Annotated in this window: 19 protein-coding genes and 1 pseudogene; 10 read left to right on the forward strand and 10 right to left on the reverse strand. The window is 50.1% G+C overall.

Going from position 1 to position 18,571, the window contains the following annotated elements; all coding sequences use genetic code 11:
* Window positions 1-26 precede the first annotated feature (26 nt).
* The gene (locus tag SK47_RS11225) at window positions 27-908 is read left to right on the forward strand and encodes a DUF6602 domain-containing protein (RefSeq protein WP_045135257.1); all 882 of its coding nucleotides are present in this window, start codon (window positions 27-29) and stop codon (window positions 906-908) included.
* A 480-nt stretch (window positions 909-1,388) separates the two neighbouring features.
* On the opposite strand, the gene SK47_RS11230 is transcribed toward SK47_RS11225, so the two are convergent.
* The 5 genes from SK47_RS11230 to SK47_RS11250 form a co-directional block, all read right to left on the reverse strand.
* On the reverse strand, window positions 1,389-2,573 hold the full coding sequence (locus tag SK47_RS11230; RefSeq protein WP_045135258.1) for a DUF4236 domain-containing protein: 1,185 nt from the start codon (window positions 2,571-2,573) through the stop codon (window positions 1,389-1,391).
* Between the two features lie 270 nt (window positions 2,574-2,843).
* Window positions 2,844-3,530: a replication protein P gene (locus SK47_RS11235; RefSeq protein WP_048244240.1), complete on the reverse strand. Its 687-nt coding sequence runs from the start codon at window positions 3,528-3,530 to the stop codon at window positions 2,844-2,846.
* Entirely contained in the window at window positions 3,527-4,444 is a 918-nt protein-coding gene (locus SK47_RS11240) for a replication protein (RefSeq protein WP_045135260.1), read from the reverse strand. The genes SK47_RS11235 and SK47_RS11240 overlap by 4 nt, the downstream gene beginning before the upstream one ends.
* 84 nt (window positions 4,445-4,528) lie before the next feature.
* The gene (locus SK47_RS11245; protein WP_045135261.1) at window positions 4,529-5,080 is read right to left on the reverse strand and encodes a toxin YdaT family protein; all 552 of its coding nucleotides are present in this window, start codon (window positions 5,078-5,080) and stop codon (window positions 4,529-4,531) included.
* A gap of 2 nt (window positions 5,081-5,082) precedes the next feature.
* On the reverse strand, window positions 5,083-5,310 hold the full coding sequence (locus SK47_RS11250; protein WP_045135262.1) for a transcriptional regulator: 228 nt from the start codon (window positions 5,308-5,310) through the stop codon (window positions 5,083-5,085).
* A gap of 99 nt (window positions 5,311-5,409) precedes the next feature.
* Between SK47_RS11250 and SK47_RS11255 the strand changes: the two genes are divergently transcribed.
* From SK47_RS11255 to ttcA, 9 genes and pseudogenes are all read left to right on the forward strand, one after another.
* The gene (locus tag SK47_RS11255) at window positions 5,410-5,802 is read left to right on the forward strand and encodes a helix-turn-helix domain-containing protein (RefSeq protein ID WP_022651301.1); all 393 of its coding nucleotides are present in this window, start codon (window positions 5,410-5,412) and stop codon (window positions 5,800-5,802) included.
* Window positions 5,803-6,168: 366 nt separating this feature from the next.
* Window positions 6,169-6,324, forward strand: a pseudogene (locus SK47_RS24315) (hypothetical protein); the annotation flags it as partial.
* On the forward strand, window positions 6,317-6,481 hold the full coding sequence (locus SK47_RS24105; RefSeq protein WP_047958764.1) for a YdaE family protein: 165 nt from the start codon (window positions 6,317-6,319) through the stop codon (window positions 6,479-6,481). The pseudogene SK47_RS24315 and the gene SK47_RS24105, both read left to right, overlap by 8 nt.
* Before the next feature lie 140 nt (window positions 6,482-6,621).
* The gene (locus SK47_RS11265) at window positions 6,622-9,759 is read left to right on the forward strand and encodes a RecE family exodeoxyribonuclease (RefSeq protein WP_048244246.1); all 3,138 of its coding nucleotides are present in this window, start codon (window positions 6,622-6,624) and stop codon (window positions 9,757-9,759) included.
* A 9-nt stretch (window positions 9,760-9,768) separates the two neighbouring features.
* Complete coding sequence (locus SK47_RS11270; protein ID WP_047647991.1) at window positions 9,769-10,854, forward strand: RecT family recombinase; 1,086 nt, start codon at window positions 9,769-9,771, stop codon at window positions 10,852-10,854.
* Between the two features lie 38 nt (window positions 10,855-10,892).
* Entirely contained in the window at window positions 10,893-11,135 is a 243-nt protein-coding gene (locus SK47_RS11275; RefSeq protein WP_048244248.1) for a DUF4060 family protein, read from the forward strand.
* Between the two features lie 64 nt (window positions 11,136-11,199).
* Window positions 11,200-11,412, forward strand: coding sequence for an excisionase family protein (xisR, locus tag SK47_RS11280; protein WP_014884030.1), 213 nt, complete (start codon window positions 11,200-11,202; stop codon window positions 11,410-11,412).
* Window position 11,413: 1 nt separating this feature from the next.
* A complete protein-coding gene (locus SK47_RS11285; RefSeq protein WP_048244250.1) occupies window positions 11,414-12,652 on the forward strand; it encodes a site-specific integrase in 1,239 nt (412 codons plus the stop codon).
* Window positions 12,653-12,701: 49 nt separating this feature from the next.
* Window positions 12,702-13,637, forward strand: coding sequence for a tRNA 2-thiocytidine(32) synthetase TtcA (gene ttcA / locus SK47_RS11290; RefSeq protein WP_048244251.1), 936 nt, complete (start codon window positions 12,702-12,704; stop codon window positions 13,635-13,637).
* 43 nt (window positions 13,638-13,680) lie between these two features.
* On the opposite strand, the gene dbpA is transcribed toward ttcA, so the two are convergent.
* From dbpA to SK47_RS11310, 5 genes are all read right to left on the reverse strand, one after another.
* Window positions 13,681-15,054 carry an ATP-dependent RNA helicase DbpA gene (gene dbpA, locus SK47_RS11295; protein ID WP_048244253.1) on the reverse strand — a complete coding sequence of 458 codons (1,374 nt, stop codon included), beginning with the start codon at window positions 15,052-15,054 and terminating at the stop codon, window positions 13,681-13,683.
* Window positions 15,055-15,111: 57 nt separating this feature from the next.
* Window positions 15,112-15,258 (reverse strand): proline-rich small protein YnaL, encoded by a 147-nt coding sequence (locus SK47_RS23930; RefSeq protein WP_275427718.1) that lies wholly within the window; start codon window positions 15,256-15,258, stop codon window positions 15,112-15,114.
* A gap of 280 nt (window positions 15,259-15,538) precedes the next feature.
* Window positions 15,539-16,522, reverse strand: a complete 984-nt coding sequence (gene zntB / locus SK47_RS11300; protein WP_032609311.1) for a zinc transporter ZntB — start codon at window positions 16,520-16,522, stop codon at window positions 15,539-15,541.
* Between the two features lie 90 nt (window positions 16,523-16,612).
* The gene (locus SK47_RS11305) at window positions 16,613-17,743 is read right to left on the reverse strand and encodes a methyl-accepting chemotaxis protein (RefSeq protein WP_082139081.1); all 1,131 of its coding nucleotides are present in this window, start codon (window positions 17,741-17,743) and stop codon (window positions 16,613-16,615) included.
* Window positions 17,744-18,059: 316 nt separating this feature from the next.
* Window positions 18,060-18,548: a hypothetical protein gene (locus SK47_RS11310; protein WP_048240679.1), complete on the reverse strand. Its 489-nt coding sequence runs from the start codon at window positions 18,546-18,548 to the stop codon at window positions 18,060-18,062.
* Window positions 18,549-18,571 lie beyond the last annotated feature (23 nt).

Genomic DNA, 18,571 nt, shown 5'->3' on the forward strand with positions numbered 1-18,571 from the left:
CGTAATCACCGAAACAGGGGGAATATATGGACGGAAAGAGACTTCAAAACTATTGGTCGCAAGAGGTTGATGCACTTATATCTATATACAGGCAATTTGAAACACTTATTCCTTCTCAAAAACATAAAGGGTCAGCGCATCATGGTGAGGATGGTCGATTCGTAGAAGAGTTATTGCGCGAATATTTTTCAAAATATCTTCCTCAAGGATTAGAGATTCTTACTGGGTTCATACTTCGGCCTGCAGTAAAAACTGGCACTACAGGTAAAGAGCGGAGGTATGATTTTGATAAAAATTCATCTCAGTTAGACATAATTGTCTACGATTCTGAAAGATATCCAGTTTTCCAAAGGTTTGGAAATAGTGCGATAGTTCCTCCGGAGGGAGTTGTAGCAATAATTTCGGTAAAAAAACACCTTAACGATGGTGATATAGCAAAAGAGTGTCAAACTTTATGGAATGCTTCAAAGTTATGCAAAACTCAATACTCCAATAATCAAGTCGACAAAGTTAGGGGGCCTTTTCTCGCTTTGGTAACAATGGAATCAAAGATAGATAAAAAGCGCGAGGGAAATTTAGCTTGGATATTTAATAAAATCGTCGAAGCATATGGATGTGGCGATAAACCGACATTTGATGACTTAATTGGTTATATTGGTTCTCTTAGTGAGTGGAGCCTGTTTAAGCAAAGACCCAAAGAAAAAAAGGTAACTAAAGCAAAATTTATTAGTTTGGTCCACGGTGAAGGTGAATCCCACCTAGGATTACAATTCATCCTTTCGGGGATCCTTTCGGTTTTTTATGATAAAAGTAGACGAAATATAAGACGCCCTGGTTTTACAGCATTCCCTTCAGGACGAGATATTGAGAAGTACCTTGGAAAAATAGAATGTGATGGGGAACGTTAGCTCTATCGAAGCGCAGCAAGAGACAAACCTTCTCTGCGCTTCGAAAAGGCTATTTACAGGTTGCAAACATTCTTCCTGCAACCCTCTAAAATTGTTGTCCGCATGATACTCAAACACCACTTTTAGTCAACCGTAAACAGATTACCTTAACCCAACGTGGCGAGAACTTGCTGAGGCCGATTGCTCTTGTGATAAGTAGTTTCATGAGAAGCCTCTTAACCGCCTGTGGTGGCGATTTCTAACTCGGTTATAACACACATGAAGAAGACTTATGTGATTATTACCACTTAGAAATTTCTAAGGTTCGTTTAGCCTGAGGGCTAGCAGGCTTTCAGGAAACATAGAAGTAGGTCTTTCAGCATGACACAAAAGCGCCACGTCATAATCAGTGAGTTACTAGCTCGTCTGATATGAGTTTTAATGATCAGACACTAGAAGGGAGGGAAGCGATAGAGACATCAGAAGATGCTATATCGCCTCTCATTCGTTAAGTGAAAGTTGGTAGCGTTTCATAGCCTCTGAAAAGGCAAGTGCGGCTTCAGCATTCGATACCATGTATTCTTCAGTAACTCCGGATTGAGACTGAAAAGTAATATTTCCATAAATACAGATAGGGATTTGATAATTGTCTTTAAATCGGCGGTCTGGAGAGCCATCCTTGTTCGTTTTTGCCCATGTATGACCAGCAACTTTGGCATCAATCGGTACACCATCTTCTTCATGAAATCCTCGAGGTTCTGCTTTGATTTCTAATTCGCGTAAGTCGATCAGAGCGAAGGCACCATCGGCACGAGGAAGGACAGCAACACCAGGGTAGAGCAAAATATCATCACCATTGATATTTTCAAACCACATCGCTCGCCCTGCGAACTGAATGATGTCAGTTGAACTGAAATCGAAGTTAACGGGGTATCGGTTCACAGTTCTAGTGGCTAATGTCCTTTCAGCAAATTGGTCTGTAGCCCTATCCGCCGTAATATCCCATATTTTGCTACTTGACTTTAAAGCGTCGAAGGCTCTTACTACTGCAGCATATGCTCGCTGCGAAGCATCACTGCTTTCAAAAGTTATCGAAATTTTGGTGTTGTCTTCCCAGGATATGAGGCGATCAATTTCTGCTTTCAATTGAGGAAGTTCTGTTTCAAGTTCAGCAATTCGGCGCTTGTAAAACCAACGGAACAGACTTGATTTTCGACGAACCAATTCACTCTTTTGTTTCGATTCCTCTGCTAGCGCTTCTTGTAAGTCAGCTTTTACCTCGGCTTTTTGCTCGCGTGCTTTGGCAATCAAATCTCGTAAAGGTAAAAGAGATGTACTTGTCAGAACCTCAACAGAAGCGCTAGAAATTTCATTCATGCCAGCTTGCGGCAGATAAACTTTGGCGTTTAATGGAGTGTTATTGGGTGTGGTATTAGGCTCATCTAAATGAGTTTCATTAGTGTTTGGATTGAATGGATTTGTTACTGGTCGCTTATTCTCGTAGGGTAAAAGAGTTGATGAATACGACAAACCTGATCCAGGCAACCCTATCGTAGTTTTAATTCCTTTTTGTCCAACATTTAGTGTTGCCCCCGGAACACCAATGCTCACGCTTACACCACGTTTACCAATGTTGAGGCGTACACCAGGAAAAAGATTAAATGTTTGTCTTAAGCGGAGAGACATAAGGTAATCCCTATCTAGTAATAGACGGCAGAACTCAAATTTTGATAGTTAAAGAACCCTAGTTTATCGCTCATAACCATTCCGGTTTTAGTATCAGACAAACTTATCAACGGACTCTTTTATGAGGTTGCTTCAACCTAGTCAATTTTTACATTTCGTGGGCACAATTACCATAGGTATGGTGTTGTTATTAGATGGAAGTTGAAAAACTATAATTTTTATTCATTTACTTTAACAAACGCTGTTAACTCACAACGGATCATCTCATCGCTATATCCTCCCACCAGCTTTCATGCGCTCGTACTTGGCTTTGAGAATTTCTGCAGGCGTTGGCCCCTTCGGAGCCACTGGCGCGGCCAGCGCCCGTCGAACAGGTGGAATCGGCTTCCCAGCCACCACCCGCCTTTCCCACATATTCATAATCTCGCCAGCTTCACGCTCAAGCTCTTTGTGGCTCAGTTGGCCATCGGTTCCGCGGCGCCGCAACTCGAGGCAAATGTGGTAATAAACAGGCTTCGGCCACGGATACTGCTCGCTGCTCGGGTAACGGAACACCAGCTTACGCCACTTCCAGTATTCAGCCATCACGTCAGCGGTAGTGATCCCCAGCACGCAGCGCCCTTCCCTGCACCACTTGATGAACTGGCCAGGTGATGGCAGGAACGGGCGATCCTGGCGACGCACCATACGCATGCCGGCTTCAACCTGCTCCATGGTGTTTATCCCGTTTTCTTTGAAGGCCAGCACCCACTGACGGCGAATCTCGTTCACATCCTCCTGGCTTCGGTTAACCAGGCTTGCCGGGAACGCGGCCGCCAGCTGTACAAACAGCCCGTTGATAATCTGCGCCACCTGCTGCGTTTGTTCGCGCTCGGTGTACTGCTCAGGCAAGTTATGCGCCACGCGGCGAGCCTGTTCCCGGTCAAAATCGCGAATGCTCTCTGCAAGGTTTTTCATTCCAGCACCCCGTCGATCCAGTCGGTGTTATGCAGGTCGATACCGCCCCGGGAAGGTTTTACCGCCCCGGTTGCGCGCAGCCGTTTGGTGGTGAGCTGATCCCATTGCTTTCGCAGACTTGAAGGGCTCAGGATGTTGTCTTTCCAGAACTCGTCCCGGTTGGCCCACTGGAACAGGTCACAGATTTCGTAGTGAGTACGCTTGTCCTGGACACGCATCAGCCTGATGGTGTTTGCCCATTCAGCCCAGTTTGGCTCTGATAGCGATGCGTTGACGGTGAGAAGCCTGTCGTAAATCCAGCGTGCGGCCTTGAGGTCGTCAGCGGATCCCCATGATTTACCTGCCGGGGTGTATATCCCGTCGGCAGCTTCAGGATGGCGAGAGAGAAACTTTTGAGTTTTCTGGTTTCGGGATTCGTCAGAATTCCGAGACGAGGATATTTTATTGTTGTTCTTGTTATAGTCTTGGGTGTCTACCGTTTCCGGGAAGGTTTTTCCCGTTTTCGGTAACACTTTTCCCGATTTCGGGAAGACTTTTCCCGTTTTCGGTTTGTCTAAAATCCAGGCTGAAAGGTCAGTATTTATACCGACCGTTTTCATCACGCCCTGCTTCTGACTGAAGATAATTTTGCGTTCTGCGAGTGATTTGAGCGCATCAGAAACGTGGGAATCACTCAGCCCAGTAAGCTCGGCGATCACCGTGTTCGTAACGCGGTCCTGTTTCTTGTTCCAGCCGTAGGTAAGCCAGATCACCGCCTCAAAACACTGCCACTCCCGGCCTGACATTCTCAGACGAGGCTTGAGCTGTTGGATCTCGTTAGCGACCTTGGTATACCCGTTTGACAGGTCGGCCATACGACCTCCCGGTTGTTCGGTTCTGTGGGGGAAATTGATAATTTCAGCTGTGTTTGACATACTTAGCTCCGCAATTACACTCCGTTTTTGCACCTGAAAGCCGTTGGTGTTCGAGCACCGCGGCTTTCGCCTTTTCTGAAGTCTTCACATTGCCCCCAACATGGTTGTGACCATCGCCAGCAGCGGTGCCGTAAGGTCCGGATCGACACGGAACATCTCAAAAATCCCCTCGCCTAACTCCTTCAGCTTTTCCTTCTTCGGAGCATCGAGCATCAGAGCTTGCTTCGCCTCACTCACTTCTTTTTCCAACCTGGCCATCCGGTAGGCAAACGAGTCGTTCTTTACGACACGGTCACGGTATCGAAGTGGTAATACAGACATGATCGCGGGCACCAGCTGTTCGACGTTCTTTCGGTACGATAGGGAGTCCTCTTTGTTGTCGAGCCAGCGGAACAGCTTCACGTTCCAGACATCGGCCTGACCTGAGAAATCCACTCCATCAAGTTGAAATTCTTCCGCCGCTTCCTGGATTTGAAGTGCAACAGCTACGCGCCCTTCTGCCGCCGCCCAAGCTCGTACCGCTGAGCAGATATCACGATGAGCAATATCCTGCGCTGTAGATTCGCTTTGATGACACTGGAATATCAGAGGATTAGAGGAAGCTCTGCTACTCTGTTGAAATGAAACAGTTTGCATAGTTAAGGCTCCTGTTTAGGTAAACCGTCTGTTGGGTTTGGGTAGAGATCTGGGCGCAGTTCGTGCGGAGTTACGCCGGTAACCCCATAAATTTGCAAAACTCGATCTGCCGGGACGACGCCCTTATATCGATTACGCCAATGACTAACAGTCATGGCGCTTACGGTTAGCAGTTGGGCTAAGCGCGTAGCAGTTCCTGCTTTGGTAATTGCTTTATCAATTGCTTTCATAAATAGCTCCTGTATCAACAACGCAATTAAACATATTGTTTATGTTTGTGTCAACATTTTGAATATTGAGCTAATAAACTTTTGGTTTAGAATTCGTCCATGAAAGAAAAAACTCATCAGATTAACCACCCACAAGTTCAGCGGCTTAACGAGGTTCTTGAGCTCAAGAAGTTGACCAAATCAGACATGGCCCGTATTTGTGGCGTCAGTGCTCAGTCGGTCAATAACTGGTTCGTTCGTGGGACAATTGGTAAAAGCTCAGCGATTAAGCTGGCGGATGCGCTTGGGGTGAGCCTTGAGTGGCTGCTTGGCCAAGATGTCGGCGAAAAAGATGGACTGAAGCCGGACGAACAACGCCTGTTGGAACTTTACCGTCAGCTTCCCGAAGAAGAGCAACAGAACATGCTTCGCATCTTTGCACTTCGCCTGAAAGAGCTGGACGAACTATATGATAAATATATGAAAGGCCGGATTCGTTCGCAGGATGATTGAGTACTCCTTTAAGCAATGATTCGTAAAGACCTACTATAAGAAATGGCCCTAAAGTGGCCTTTTTTTATGCCCCTCGAATAACTAGCACATCTTTTGTACTAAGCGCCCATTTCCCGGACTGCCAGCCCGTACCATTTCGTCGAATTTTTTTGCCTCCAAAGAACAAAATTTCACTCTCCATAAGCACCATTTAAACATTTTGTTTATTTAAAATTACTCATTATGTTGACTAAGACTTAAACTTTGTGTTTAATCTAACTCACCAAGACGCACTACGAACCACCAAGGCAGGACGCCCACGAAGTAGCCGCCGACGGCATACGAATAGTCGGATGAGGTGGAGAGATTAACGCGCATCAGGTGTAAACGTTCCGCTGGCCGGCGATAAGGCAAACGAGGGTGAGAATGATTGATTTCGCACGCAAACCAGGACGGCAACAGGCCGTAAAGCTGAACTTCTTCGAGGTACTCCTTCGCCGCCTGTGCTACCTGTTGGCGCAAAAGGGGAATCCAGATGTGTAGCTCAACGAAATGCGGGTACTGCGGCAAGCCGGTTGAACCGGAGGAAGTAGTTAAAAGTACCCTTCTCTATCGCAACGGCGCCCAGCTGGCGCGCAAAGAAAAAGAATACTGCTCTGAACGTTGTGCTTCGTACGACCAGATGGCCCACGAGGCATAACGTAAAAGCCGCGCAAGGCGGCCCGTACGTCCGGTGCTCCCGACCAAAGTTACACCGGAAAACTACTTAAAAAACCAAAGTTCACCCAATGGGCGCTATCTCTGGCCCGGGGATCTTACATCCAAAAAAGAGGATCTCACATGGAATTTTTCTATGTAGTGAAGGCTACGCAGAAATCTGGCAAAGAAGACGCAGTGATTTGGTTCACTGCTAAATCAGAAGCCCGTGCAAACCTGCAGCTCGATGTTGAGCTAGAAGATGCCGGTATTGAAACCGGCCGCGGTAAGGATTACGCCAAACCGGTTCGCACCGATTTCCCTGTTTACAACGATCTGCCTGAAGAAAGCACAGTGGATTACACCTGGTGCAAACGCTACGAACTGCAGGACGATGGACGCAGCTGGCTGCCAAAGGCTGGTGCTGAGTCGACTGGTGCCGGTGATAACACTCCCGCACCGGAAACGACCGTTAATGTCGAAACTACCATCGAAAGTGTCCCGCTTGAAAACCGCACTCCAGCGGTCCGTTTTGCCGTCCACCTGACCAGCGACAAATACCAGTCACATATCACTAAAGAGCAGCAGCTGGCTGCCAGCGAAATGTCACTGGATGACGGCAACACCTATCTCCAGAACCTGCTACAGGCGAAGAACGATATCCCTGAAGTTGACGAACTCAGCCTGAACGCTGAGTGGAAACTGGTTCAGGCGATTAAGCAGGTATTTGCGCCAGATGAAGAGCACGAAGTAAAGCTACTTGCTGCTTTCATGGCCGACTGGTTGAGAGTAGATGCAGGTGACCGCAATGAGTTAGTTAGGGAGTGGAGAAGCGGAAAGCTTACACTTCTCAAATCAGAAAGCACCAGCAACTCCGACGTTACAACCGATCAGGTTCTGGAACCTGATAACGGTATCCAGATTGACGAAAATGATGACGAAACCACTCGTTATCCAGTTGTTCGTATGCCCTTCCGCAAGCAGCTGCTCGCCCAGTTCACCGCCGACGAACTGCGCCATCACGTAGCCCGCGAAGAATACGAAGGTATCAGCGCGCTGGAGATGGACACTGACAACAGCTATGTCCAGAACCTGCTGCTGGCGGCAGAAAACTGCGAAGAGGTTAAGGGATACGACACCAAAGACCTGTGGCGCTACACCGACGCCATTCGCAAGGTGTTCAGCCAGGAGAAGCGTCACGAACTCGCTTTGGTTCTCCGATTCACCAGAATCTGGGCTGCGACTGATTACATTGACCGCGGCATTCTTGTTCGCGAATGGGCAGCCAGTAACCGCATTAGTAATGTTCATCGCACCGATTCTGGTACCAATGCCGACGGTGGCTATGTAACGGATCGCGGCGAAGGCGCGCACCACACTCTGGACACCCTCGATCTTGAGATCGCATGTGCCCTACTGCCTATGGACTTCCACCACTTCGAAATTCCTTCGAGCGTGTTACGACGTGCCAAAGAAATCGTGGCTAAGAAAGAAGAGCCATGGAAGTCATGGAGCGCCATCCTGCGTAATCAGCCCGGCATACTGGCGGTGAACCGTGCGGCAATCTTCAATCTGATCCGTATCGCACCAGAGAACATCCACCACACGCCAGCGGCGCATCTTGAGTTCGTGAATAAAACCATGACGGCTGAATTTATCTCTGCTGTGGAGCTACTGCCGTTGCCTACTCCTGCAGTTGAGACTGAAGCCCCAGTTGAACAACCGCAGGTTGAAAATCTCGGCAGTGGAGTGTTCTCCATCGATGGCCTGATGGGCGGAAATACCGCCCCGGTCATCGATATCCCCTCAAATGAAGTCGAAAAAAAGGAAAACACAGCGGAGACCACCAGCGATGTGCAGATGGAAACGGCTAAGCCAGAGAAAGACGAAGATGTTGGTTCGGTACCACCGAGCGAAAGCACTGATGCAGCTAATTCGCAGACAGATTCCGTAGCGTTGAAAGAACAGCAAGCAGAACCGGTAATTGAATACCCGGCTTACTTCGAGCCTGGCCGCTACGAAGGTCTGCCGAATGAGGTTTATCACGTAGCAAACGGTATTAGCTCAACCCAGGTAAAAGATGCCCGCGTCAGCCTGATGTACTTCAACGCGCGGCATGTGGCTAAAACTATCCCGCGCACAGCATCCAAAGTGCTGGACATGGGAAACCTGGTGCACGCCCTTGCATTGCAGCCGGAAAACCTCGAAGCAGAGTTCAGCGTAGAACCAGAGATCCCTGAAGATGCGTTTACGACCACCGCTACTCTGCGTGAGTTCATCGACGGGTACAACGCCAGCCTGCCGGTACTGCTGAGCGCTGACGAGATTAAAGCGTTGCTTGAAGAACATAACGCAGCCCTTCCCGCTCCAGTGCCGCTTGGCGCGAGCCTGGAAGAAACGGCTCAAAGCTATATGGCTCTCCCTGCTGAGTACCAGCGTATTGAAGAAGGCCAGAAGCAAACGGCAACGGCAATGAAAGCGTGCATCAAAGAGTACAACGCCACTCTGCAGACGCCGGTTAAAACCAGCGGCAGCCGTGACGCGCTACTCGAGCAATTAGCGATCATCAATCCTGATCTGGTCGCACAGGAAGCGCAGAAACCGACGCCGTTGAAAGTCTCCGGCAGCAAAGCAGACATGATCCAGGCGGTTAAATCAGTTAAGCCCGATGCCATATTCGCCGACGAACTGCTGGATGCCTGGCGCGACAACCCTGGCGAAAAGATTCTGGTTACCCGCCAGCAACTGGCCACTGCGCGGGCAATTCAGTCTGCACTCCTGGCGCACCCGACCGCCGGCATGCTGCTGACACATCCAAGCCGCGCCGTTGAAGTGAGCTACTTCGGTTTCGACGACGAAACAGGTTTAGAAGTGCGTGTACGCCCTGACCTCGAGATTGAACTGGACGGCGTGCGCATCGGTGCTGACCTGAAAACCATCAGCATGTGGAATGTGAAGCAAGAAAGCCTACGCGCCAGACTGCACCGGGAAATCATTGACCGGGACTACCACCTCAGTGCGGCTATGTATTGCGAGACCGCGGCGCTGGACCAGTTCTTCTGGATTTTCGTCAACAAAGACGAGAACTACCACTGGATCGCCATCATTGAGGCATCCACTGAACTGCTGGAGCTGGGCATGCTCGAGTACCGCAAAACAATGCGTGCTATTGCCACAGGCTTCGATACGGGCGAGTGGCCAGCGCCGATCACTACCGATTACACAGATGAACTGAACGACTTCGACCTGCGCCGCCTCGAAGCGCTGCGCACTCAGGCTTAAGGGGGATTTATGCATAACACTAACGTTACCGTTGCTGACCAGAACACCGTTATTAACTCCAACGTGGCTCTGTTCGATTCCCAGTATCTGAATGCCATCAGTACATTTGCGCAGATCATGGCGCAGGGCACTGCCACCGTTCCTAAACATCTGCAGGGCAATCAGGCCGACTGCATGGCTGTTGCGATGCAAGCGGCACAGTGGCAGATGAATCCCTTTGCCGTGGCGCAGAAGACGCACCTGATTAACGGTGTGCTCGGGTATGAAGCGCAGCTCGTTAATGCCGTCATTTCACGCAGCGGCGTGCTGGCCAGCCGGTTTGAATATGAATGGTATGGGCCATGGGAAAAGGTCGTTGGAAAATTCCATATCCGCAAAGGCGACAAAGGCGAGTACCGCGTCCCGGGCTGGACCCTGGCTGACGAAGCCGGGATCGGCATCATTATCCGCGCAACCCTTAAAGGCGAAGATCAGCCGAGGGAACTTGATTTACTGCTGGCTCAGGCCCGCACCAGAAACTCTACCCTGTGGGCAGACGATCCTCGCCAGCAGCTGGCGTACCTGGCCGTCAAACGCTGGGCGAGACTGTTCTGCCCGGATGTGATTCTGGGCGTTTACACCCCGGATGAGCTCGATGATCGCCGTGAAGAACGAGAGGTAAACCCCGCACCGGCGCAGCACGTAAGCCTTGCAGACATTTCAGGTGACAACGTCACTACGACTCAAACGGCTCAGGAATCAGCTCAAAACATCGATGCACTTGCTGATGATTTCCGTGATCGCATCGAGGCGGCTCAGGATGTGGATAGCGCTAAAGCTCTGCGCGCAGATATTGAAACCGTGAAAGCAACTCTGGGTTCTGCCCTGTTCACTGAGCTGAAAAACAAGGCCGTGAAGCGTTATTACCTGGTTGATGCACGGAACAAAGTCGAAGCAGCCATCAATTCCTTGCCACCTTCAGATGAGCCCGATGCAGCTGCGCGGTTCGCAGAAGTAGAGCGCGTTCTTGCATCGTCGAAACGCCATCTGGGCGACGAACTGCATGGTCAGTTCAGCATCACCCTGGCGGATATGAAACCGGAATACGTGGACTAACGAGATCGGGAGGGGAAACCCTCCCTCAAGGAGAAGAAATGCGACTGATTAATCGAGGCAGTAAGCAATTCCCTTTGGCTCGCCAGGCATGTGAAATCGCACTCGCAGCCCACCAGCAAAGATATGGTGACTATGGGCGTAGCAAGATGAAAGAGACCTATACGGTGAGAGTGGAAGGCGTGAAGGTCTGGGTTGAAGTGGTCAACTGCAAGGCAAGCTACGTGGCCACAGCAATGACCGGCATGCGCCGACTGCGTTCCCTGCCCGGCCAGGCAAACTGAAACTGAAATATCAACGACTACAGACTGGCATATCTATACTCATGCCGGTTACCTGAGGTGAACCATGTCGCAGGTAATTTTTAACGAAGAATGGGTTGTTGGCGCAAGGCTCACAGAAAAAACAGGCCTGACCGAACGACAGATTGAGAAGTATCGCCAGGGCTGTTGGGTGGAAGGTGTCCATTTTAAACGGGTTTCTCCTTCCGGAGAAAAAACCTTGCGTGGCACAACCTGGTACAACTATCCGAGAATTAATCAGTTAATAAGGGATGCGTAAGATGGCAGCTTTGCCTACAGGTGTCGAAATCAGAAACAATAAGATTTGTATCTGGTTTATGTACCGGGGAAAGCGTTGCCGCGAAATTCTCAAAGGTTGGATTAACACTCCGGCGAACATCAAAAAAGCCGGAAATCTTCGGGCTGTGATCGTTAGTGAGATCAACCTTGGAGAGTTTGATTACCACCAGCGCTTTCCTTCATCGTCCAGAGCAAAAAAAACCGTAACCACTGTTTCAGTTCAAACCTTTTCAGAGCTGTGTGAACTGTGGACGAGCATTAAAGAAACCGAAATTAGCGCGAATACCATGCGTAAGACGCGCTCACAACTCGGTACGTTAATGCACATCATTAACGGAGATACGCCTGTTTCAACTATACGCCACAGCGACATTCTGAAATACAGGAAGGAGTTGTTGAACGGTGAAACACTTTACCTGGCAAATCCCAGAAGCAACAAACAGGGACGCACTGTGCGTACCGTGAATAACTATATATCGCTACTGTGCTCCCTTCTTCGGTTTGCACACAAATCAGGCTTTATCAGTGGCAAGCCCTTCGAAGGGATCAAGAAATTACACAAAGGGAAAGTAAAACCGGATCCTTTAACGAAGCAGGAGTTTAGTTTGCTTGCGGAATCCGAGCGTGGCCAAAGCCTGAATATGTGGACGTTCGCAGTATATACTGGCGTCCGTCATGGAGAGCTCGCAGCTCTTGCCTGGGAAGATATTGACTGGGAAAAAGGTACAGCCCATATAAAGCGCAATCTTAATGCGTTGGGCATGTTCGGCCCACCAAAAACCGAAGCAGGTAACCGGGTTATCACCCTATTAGAGCCGGCACTTGAAGCCTTGAAAGCACAGCGTAAGCTGACAGCACTACAGCCTAAAACCCAAATTGTCTTTAATCATCGCGAGTATGGTGCAGTGGAAAAACAAAGCCTGCGATTCGTTTTCATACCCCGGATGCGCAAAGGAGAGCAGAAAGCCTACTACTCTTTATCAAGCATCGGTGCGAGATTCAACGCAGCTGTAAAACGTGCTGGTATTCGCCGCCGGAATCCGTACCATACGCGGCATACTTTTGCCTGCTGGCTTTTATCTGCCGGCGCTAACCCGTCTTTCATAGCCAGCCAGATGGGGCATGAAAACGCGCAAATGGTTTATGAAGTCTACGGTGCGTGGATTGAAGAAATGAATGGCGAACAGGTGCTGATGCTTAACGATAAGCTCGCACGCTGAAAAATTTTTGCCCCTATTATGCCCCTATCGGCTCCGAAGGTAGTAATAAATGCAACAAAATCAAGAAGTTAACAAAAAAGAACAATACAACCTGAATAAACTGCAAAAGCGACTGCGCCGTAACGTGGGCGAAGCCATTGCAGACTTCAACATGATTGAAGAAGGCGATCGCATCATGGTCTGCCTGTCGGGCGGTAAAGACAGCTACACCATGCTGGAGATCCTGCGTAATCTACAGCAAAGCGCACCGGTGAACTTTTCCCTGGTCGCGGTTAACCTCGATCAGAAACAACCTGGCTTCCCGGAGCATATCCTGCCGGAGTACCTTGAGAACCTGGGCGTTGAGTACAAAATCGTAGAAGAGAATACCTACGGCATTGTTAAAGAGAAGATCCCAGAGGGCAAAACGACCTGCTCGCTCTGCTCACGTTTGCGTCGCGGCATTCTGTACCGCACCGCAACCGAACTGGGTGCCACCAAGATTGCGCTTGGCCATCACCGGGACGACATTCTGCAAACGCTGTTTCTGAATATGTTCTACGGCGGCAAAATGAAGGGAATGCCACCGAAGCTGATGAGCGACGACGGCAAACACATCGTGATCCGCCCACTTGCCTACTGCCGCGAGAAAGACATTGAGCGTTTCTCTCAGGCCAAAGCCTTCCCTATCATTCCGTGCAATCTGTGCGGCTCACAGCCGAACCTGCAACGTCAGGTCATTGGCGACATGCTGCGTGACTGGGATAAACGCTATCCGGGCCGCATCGAAACCATGTTCAGCGCCATGCAGAACGTGGTGCCTTCGCACCTCGCCGACGTTGAACTGTTCGATTTCAAAGGGATTAACCACGGTTCAGAGGTGGTGAATGGCGGGGATCTGGCGTTTGATCGCGAAGAGATCCCGATGCAGCCTGCTGGCTGGCAGCCAGAGGAAGAGGATGCGCAATTCGATGAACTGCGCCTGAACGTGGTAGAAGTCAAGTAACCTGGCAGCGTCTCAGATATCGTTTCTGAGACGCGTTTTAAGCTTACTTCAGCAGTCGAACGCGGCAGGTTTTCCCTTTAATCTTCCCGCCCTGCAACTGTTTCCAGGCCTTATGCGCAACCGACTGGCGAACCGCTACGTAGACATGCGCAGGGTGGACCGTGATCTTGCCAATATCTGCCCCGTCGAGACCGATATCCCCTGTTAACGCCCCCAGAACGTCACCGGGACGCATTTTGGCCTTTTTACCGCCGTCGATGCACAGGGTGGCCATTTCCGCCGCCAGCGGAGCGATGCTGATATTACCTGGGGTATTCACCCAGTTGAGTTTCAGTTGCAGCATTTCCGAAAGAATATTAGCGCGCTGCGCCTCTTCAGGTGCGCAGAAGCTGATGGCGAGACCACTGTTACCCGCACGCGCAGTACGCCCGATGCGGTGGACATGCACTTCCGGATCCCATGCCAGTTCGAAATTCACCACCAGCTCAAGCGATTTAATATCCAGGCCACGGGCCGCCACATCCGTTGCAACCAGCACGCGAGCGCTGCCGTTAGCGAAACGCACCAGCGTCTGATCGCGATCGCGCTGTTCCAGATCGCCATGCAGCGATAATGCGCTCTGTCCGGCATCATTCAGGGCATCGCACACCGCCTGACAGTCTTTTTTGGTATTACAGAACACCACGCAGGACGCTGGCTGGTGTTGGCTCAGCAATTTTTGTAGCAGTGGAATTTTGCCCTGCTGCGATGTCTCGAAGAACTGCTGCTCAATCGCCGGCAACGCATCGACAGTATTGATTTCAATGGTCAGCGGGTTCTTCTGCACGCGCCCGCTGATCGCCGCAATCGCCTCAGGCCAGGTGGCAGAAAAGAGCAGCGTCTGACGCGTGGCTGGCGCAAAGCGGATCACTTCGTCAATCGCATCGCTGAAGCCCATATCCAGCATGCGGTCAGCTTCATCCATCACCAGCGTTTGCAGTGCATCGAGTGAAACGGTGCCTTTTTGCAGGTGATCGAGCAGACGGCCCGGCGTTGCTACAATGATATGCGGCGCGTGCTGAAGGGAATCGCGCTGCGCACCAAACGGTTGCCCGCCGCAGAGCGTTAAAATTTTAGTGTTAGGCAAAAAACGCGCCAGACGACGCAGCTCACCCGCGACCTGGTCGGCCAGCTCGCGCGTCGGGCAGAGTATCAGGGACTGAGTCTGAAACAGGGTTGCATCAATGTGTTGTAACAGGCCTAGCCCGAATGCAGCCGTTTTTCCACTGCCGGTTTTCGCCTGCACGCGCACGTCACGGCCTTCAAGGATAGCCGGCAGCGCGGCGGCCTGGACAGGGGTCATAGTGAGGTAGCCCAACTCATTCAGGTTACTCAGTTGGGCTTCAGGCAGAACGTTCAGCGTGGAAAAAGCGGTCACAATATACTCTCGTGGTAATGATTGCAGTCAGATGGCGCGTATCCTCGCAGATCTGCGCTAACGATGCGACAATTTAATCGGTTCTTCATCCGGCGGTGGATCAGGCATCGGCTGCGGACGTGGGACAGGGTCAGGTATCGGCGTCGGATCGGTGGGCACCGGATCGGACTGCCAGGTGTTCAGGCGTTGCAGGGCAAGTAGCATACTCATCTTTTCCTCCAGATTAGGGTGCTGACCCCTAAAGGGTAGACGCAGATAGACAGGAGGCAAAAAAAAGCCGACTATGAAGTCGGCGTCGTACGAATCAATTGTGCTATGCAGTAATTCAAAAAAAGGAAGTAAGACAATATGGAGCGCAACGCCCATCGCTTGACGTTGCATTCACCTGCGGGAGTAATATTGCACCTAACATGGTCGGAGTTTATTGACTTCGCTCAATTAAAATGTCGTTTTGAAGCCGACTCTGCCACAGAAAAGCGTAAATTTACAGCCATTTACTACGATGCAACCACCACGCAACACCGCCAATCAAAACCACTAACATGACGCAAAATGTCGTGAAGCCATAGTGATATTCACCGCCGGGGATCCCTCCGAGGTTTACGCCAAACAACCCCGTCAGGAAGGTACTCGGTAAAAAGACCATCGCCATCAGCGACATGGTGTACGTTCTCCTGGCTAACGACTCCTGCATTACCTGGGCTATCTCATCCGCCATGACTGCCGTTCTGGCAATACATGAGTCAATCTCGTCCAGACCACGTCCGAGCCGGTCAGCGATATCCTGCATTCTGCGGCGCTGATCGTCGTTCATCCAGCTCATGCGTTCGCTGGCCAGTCGCGCATAAACGTCGCGCTGGGGGGTCATATAGCGGCGCATCACGATGAGCTGTTTACGCAGCAACGCCAGAAAACCACGTGGGGGGATTTGCTGATCGAGCAAGTTATCTTCCAGATCGATGATTTTATCGTGAAGTTCTTCTATAAACTCGCTGGCATGATCGGTCAGCGCATCACACACATCCACCAGCCAGCTGCCGCAATCCGTTGGTCCCGTGCCCTCTTTCAGATCGTTAATGACGTCATCCAGCGCCAGCACTTTTCGCTGGCGGGTGGAAACAATCAGCCGTTCATCCATATAAACACGCATGGCCACCAGCTGATCCGGACGCTCATCCGTACTGCCGTTTATACAACGCAGCGTAATTAACGTCCCCTCACCCATCCGGCTGACGCGGGGTCTGAGACTTTCTCCCGCCAGCGCATCCCGAACGTTGTTGGGCAATAGCGGCGTGGACGCGAGCCACTCGGCGCTGTCCGGGTGCGTGTAGTTGAGGTGCAGCCAGCATGGATGTTCGTTGTCGATATGATCCTGATCTTCAAGCGGCCTTGCGCCGCCACGTCCATCAAACACCCATGCAAAAACTGCGTCAGGTACGTTAACCTCAGACCCTTCGATGCTCTCCACAGCGCCTCCACCGTTTTATCTCTTTCGGTGTCAGTCTAGCTTTCGCCGAGGGTTAAGCAATAATTATGTGAGGCATCGTCCTGAATACGCTCAGGAATTCACCGCCCATTCGCGGCTTCTTAACGCATTGTCAGCCTGGAGCTCATTTTCCAGACGGAAATTACGTGTTCGTGTCTGGAGCTCAATCACCTGATTGCGCAGCACATCTGACGATCCATTGAGTTCTTCAACCATCGACACGTTGCTCTGCGTTACGCGTTCAAGCTCAGACAATGCCTGCGTAATTTGTGAAATACCTTTTTCCTGTTCTGATGTTGAGGCGGATATTTCATCCATCAGTCTGCTCACATTGCCCGAACCGGTAACAATATCATGCATATTTTTTTCGGCTTCAGAGACCACGTTAACGCCCTGTGTCACGTTATGGCTGGTAACTTCAATCAATGACTTAATATTTTTTGCCGCTTCGGCGCTACGATGCGCAAGGCTTCTCACTTCGCCCGCGACCACAGAAAACCCTTTACCATGGTCGCCCGCTCTTGCCGCTTCAACGGCGGCGTTAAGCGCCAGAATATTGGTCTGAAAAGCGATACCGTCAATCAGCGAGATAATCTCTGTCATTTGCTGGGCGCAGTCGGTAATCGACTGCATATTGTTCGCGACCTGCCCCATTAACTCTCCGCCTTTACGCGCCTGCAACGTCGCGAGATTCGCCTGTTCGCTGGCTAAACGGGTATTGTCGGCATTATTTTTTGTACTTGCAGCCATCTCTTCCATGCTGGCTGCCGTTTGCACCAGCGAAGCTGACTGCTGTTCTGTTTTGACGGAAAGCTGCGCGCTGCGTGAAGAGAGTTGATCTGACAGGGTCATCGCGGTTTGCGAGGAGGCGCGGATCTCACGGAGCAGCGTTGCAATGTTGCTGGAGAGACTATTAATCCCCGGGATCAGACGTCCCGCACAGTTGTTGCCAAATTCAGGTATCGACACGCCAAGTTTGCCTGACGTCACTTCTTCAATACTTTTTTTCACAGTATTGATCGGCGTCACAAGATATTTTGTCATGTACGCCCAGAGTAAAAATAATGCGATGAATTGTACAATTATGACTGCAATAAAAAGCGAAGAATTCCGTGAAAATAGCGCTATAACTCCATCACTTACCAAAAATACACATAAAAGGAAATAGACAATGAACGTTCTGACACTAATATTTCTTAGCATACGTTTTCCTGGGGCATTATATTTTGGTTGGCATTAAGGGTTATAGCATTGCCATACGAATTTGTCCTCACGTTCGTCGCTGGTTTATTGTTTTGCAGTTTGATTTGTGCAGTTTTACTTAAGGCGGATAAAAAGCATGTGTTACGGTAAATATCTGGCTTGTCGTTTGGTTACTGATACTCCTTCAATAACGGTAATTATATATTTAAGGAGAGATACTGTAGAGTGCCGATGTTTAGTGGTGCTTAATAAGTTAACGTAGTTAATATATATTAACTACGTTATTGCACGCCCCTTCCGTTAGGGTGGCTGACGTTCAGGCCAGACAGTCGATAGCCTGGAAAAAACAGTCCTCAGTCATGAGGATATTCTCTTTTGCACTTTGATGCCCGCGACGAATATACCAGCCTGCTTCAGGCGCCATGCTTAAATGGAATATCCTCGCCCCCGACAGACTATCGGGGACAGTAATACTCATCGTCACACACCCCTTCTCCGCCCCCCTGATCACCTGTTCTGGCATAATGGTGACGCTGCGATCCCCATTTTGCAAAATGATCGTCGTAATAGCATAACGACATATACCGCTACTAAGGCTGTAGCCAACGGTACTTAAATCGGTGATATGTTTTTTAGATAAAAATATTTCAATACCAGAACCTTCAAACCATGTAATGATTTGCTGCGCAAGATCCTCCATCCGCTCACAAAACGCCCTGACTTCGGCCTCAGCCGTATTAACATAGATCGGTTTGTCCCCGATACTCTGTTGCACTTTCTTAAAAAAACGCTCTCTTGCTGACATGTCAACTCCGTGTTTTTCGCCAG

The sequence above is a fragment of the Enterobacter sp. BWH52 genome (assembly GCF_001037565.1).
GTDB classification, from domain to species: Bacteria; Pseudomonadota; Gammaproteobacteria; order Enterobacterales; family Enterobacteriaceae; genus Enterobacter; species Enterobacter hormaechei_C.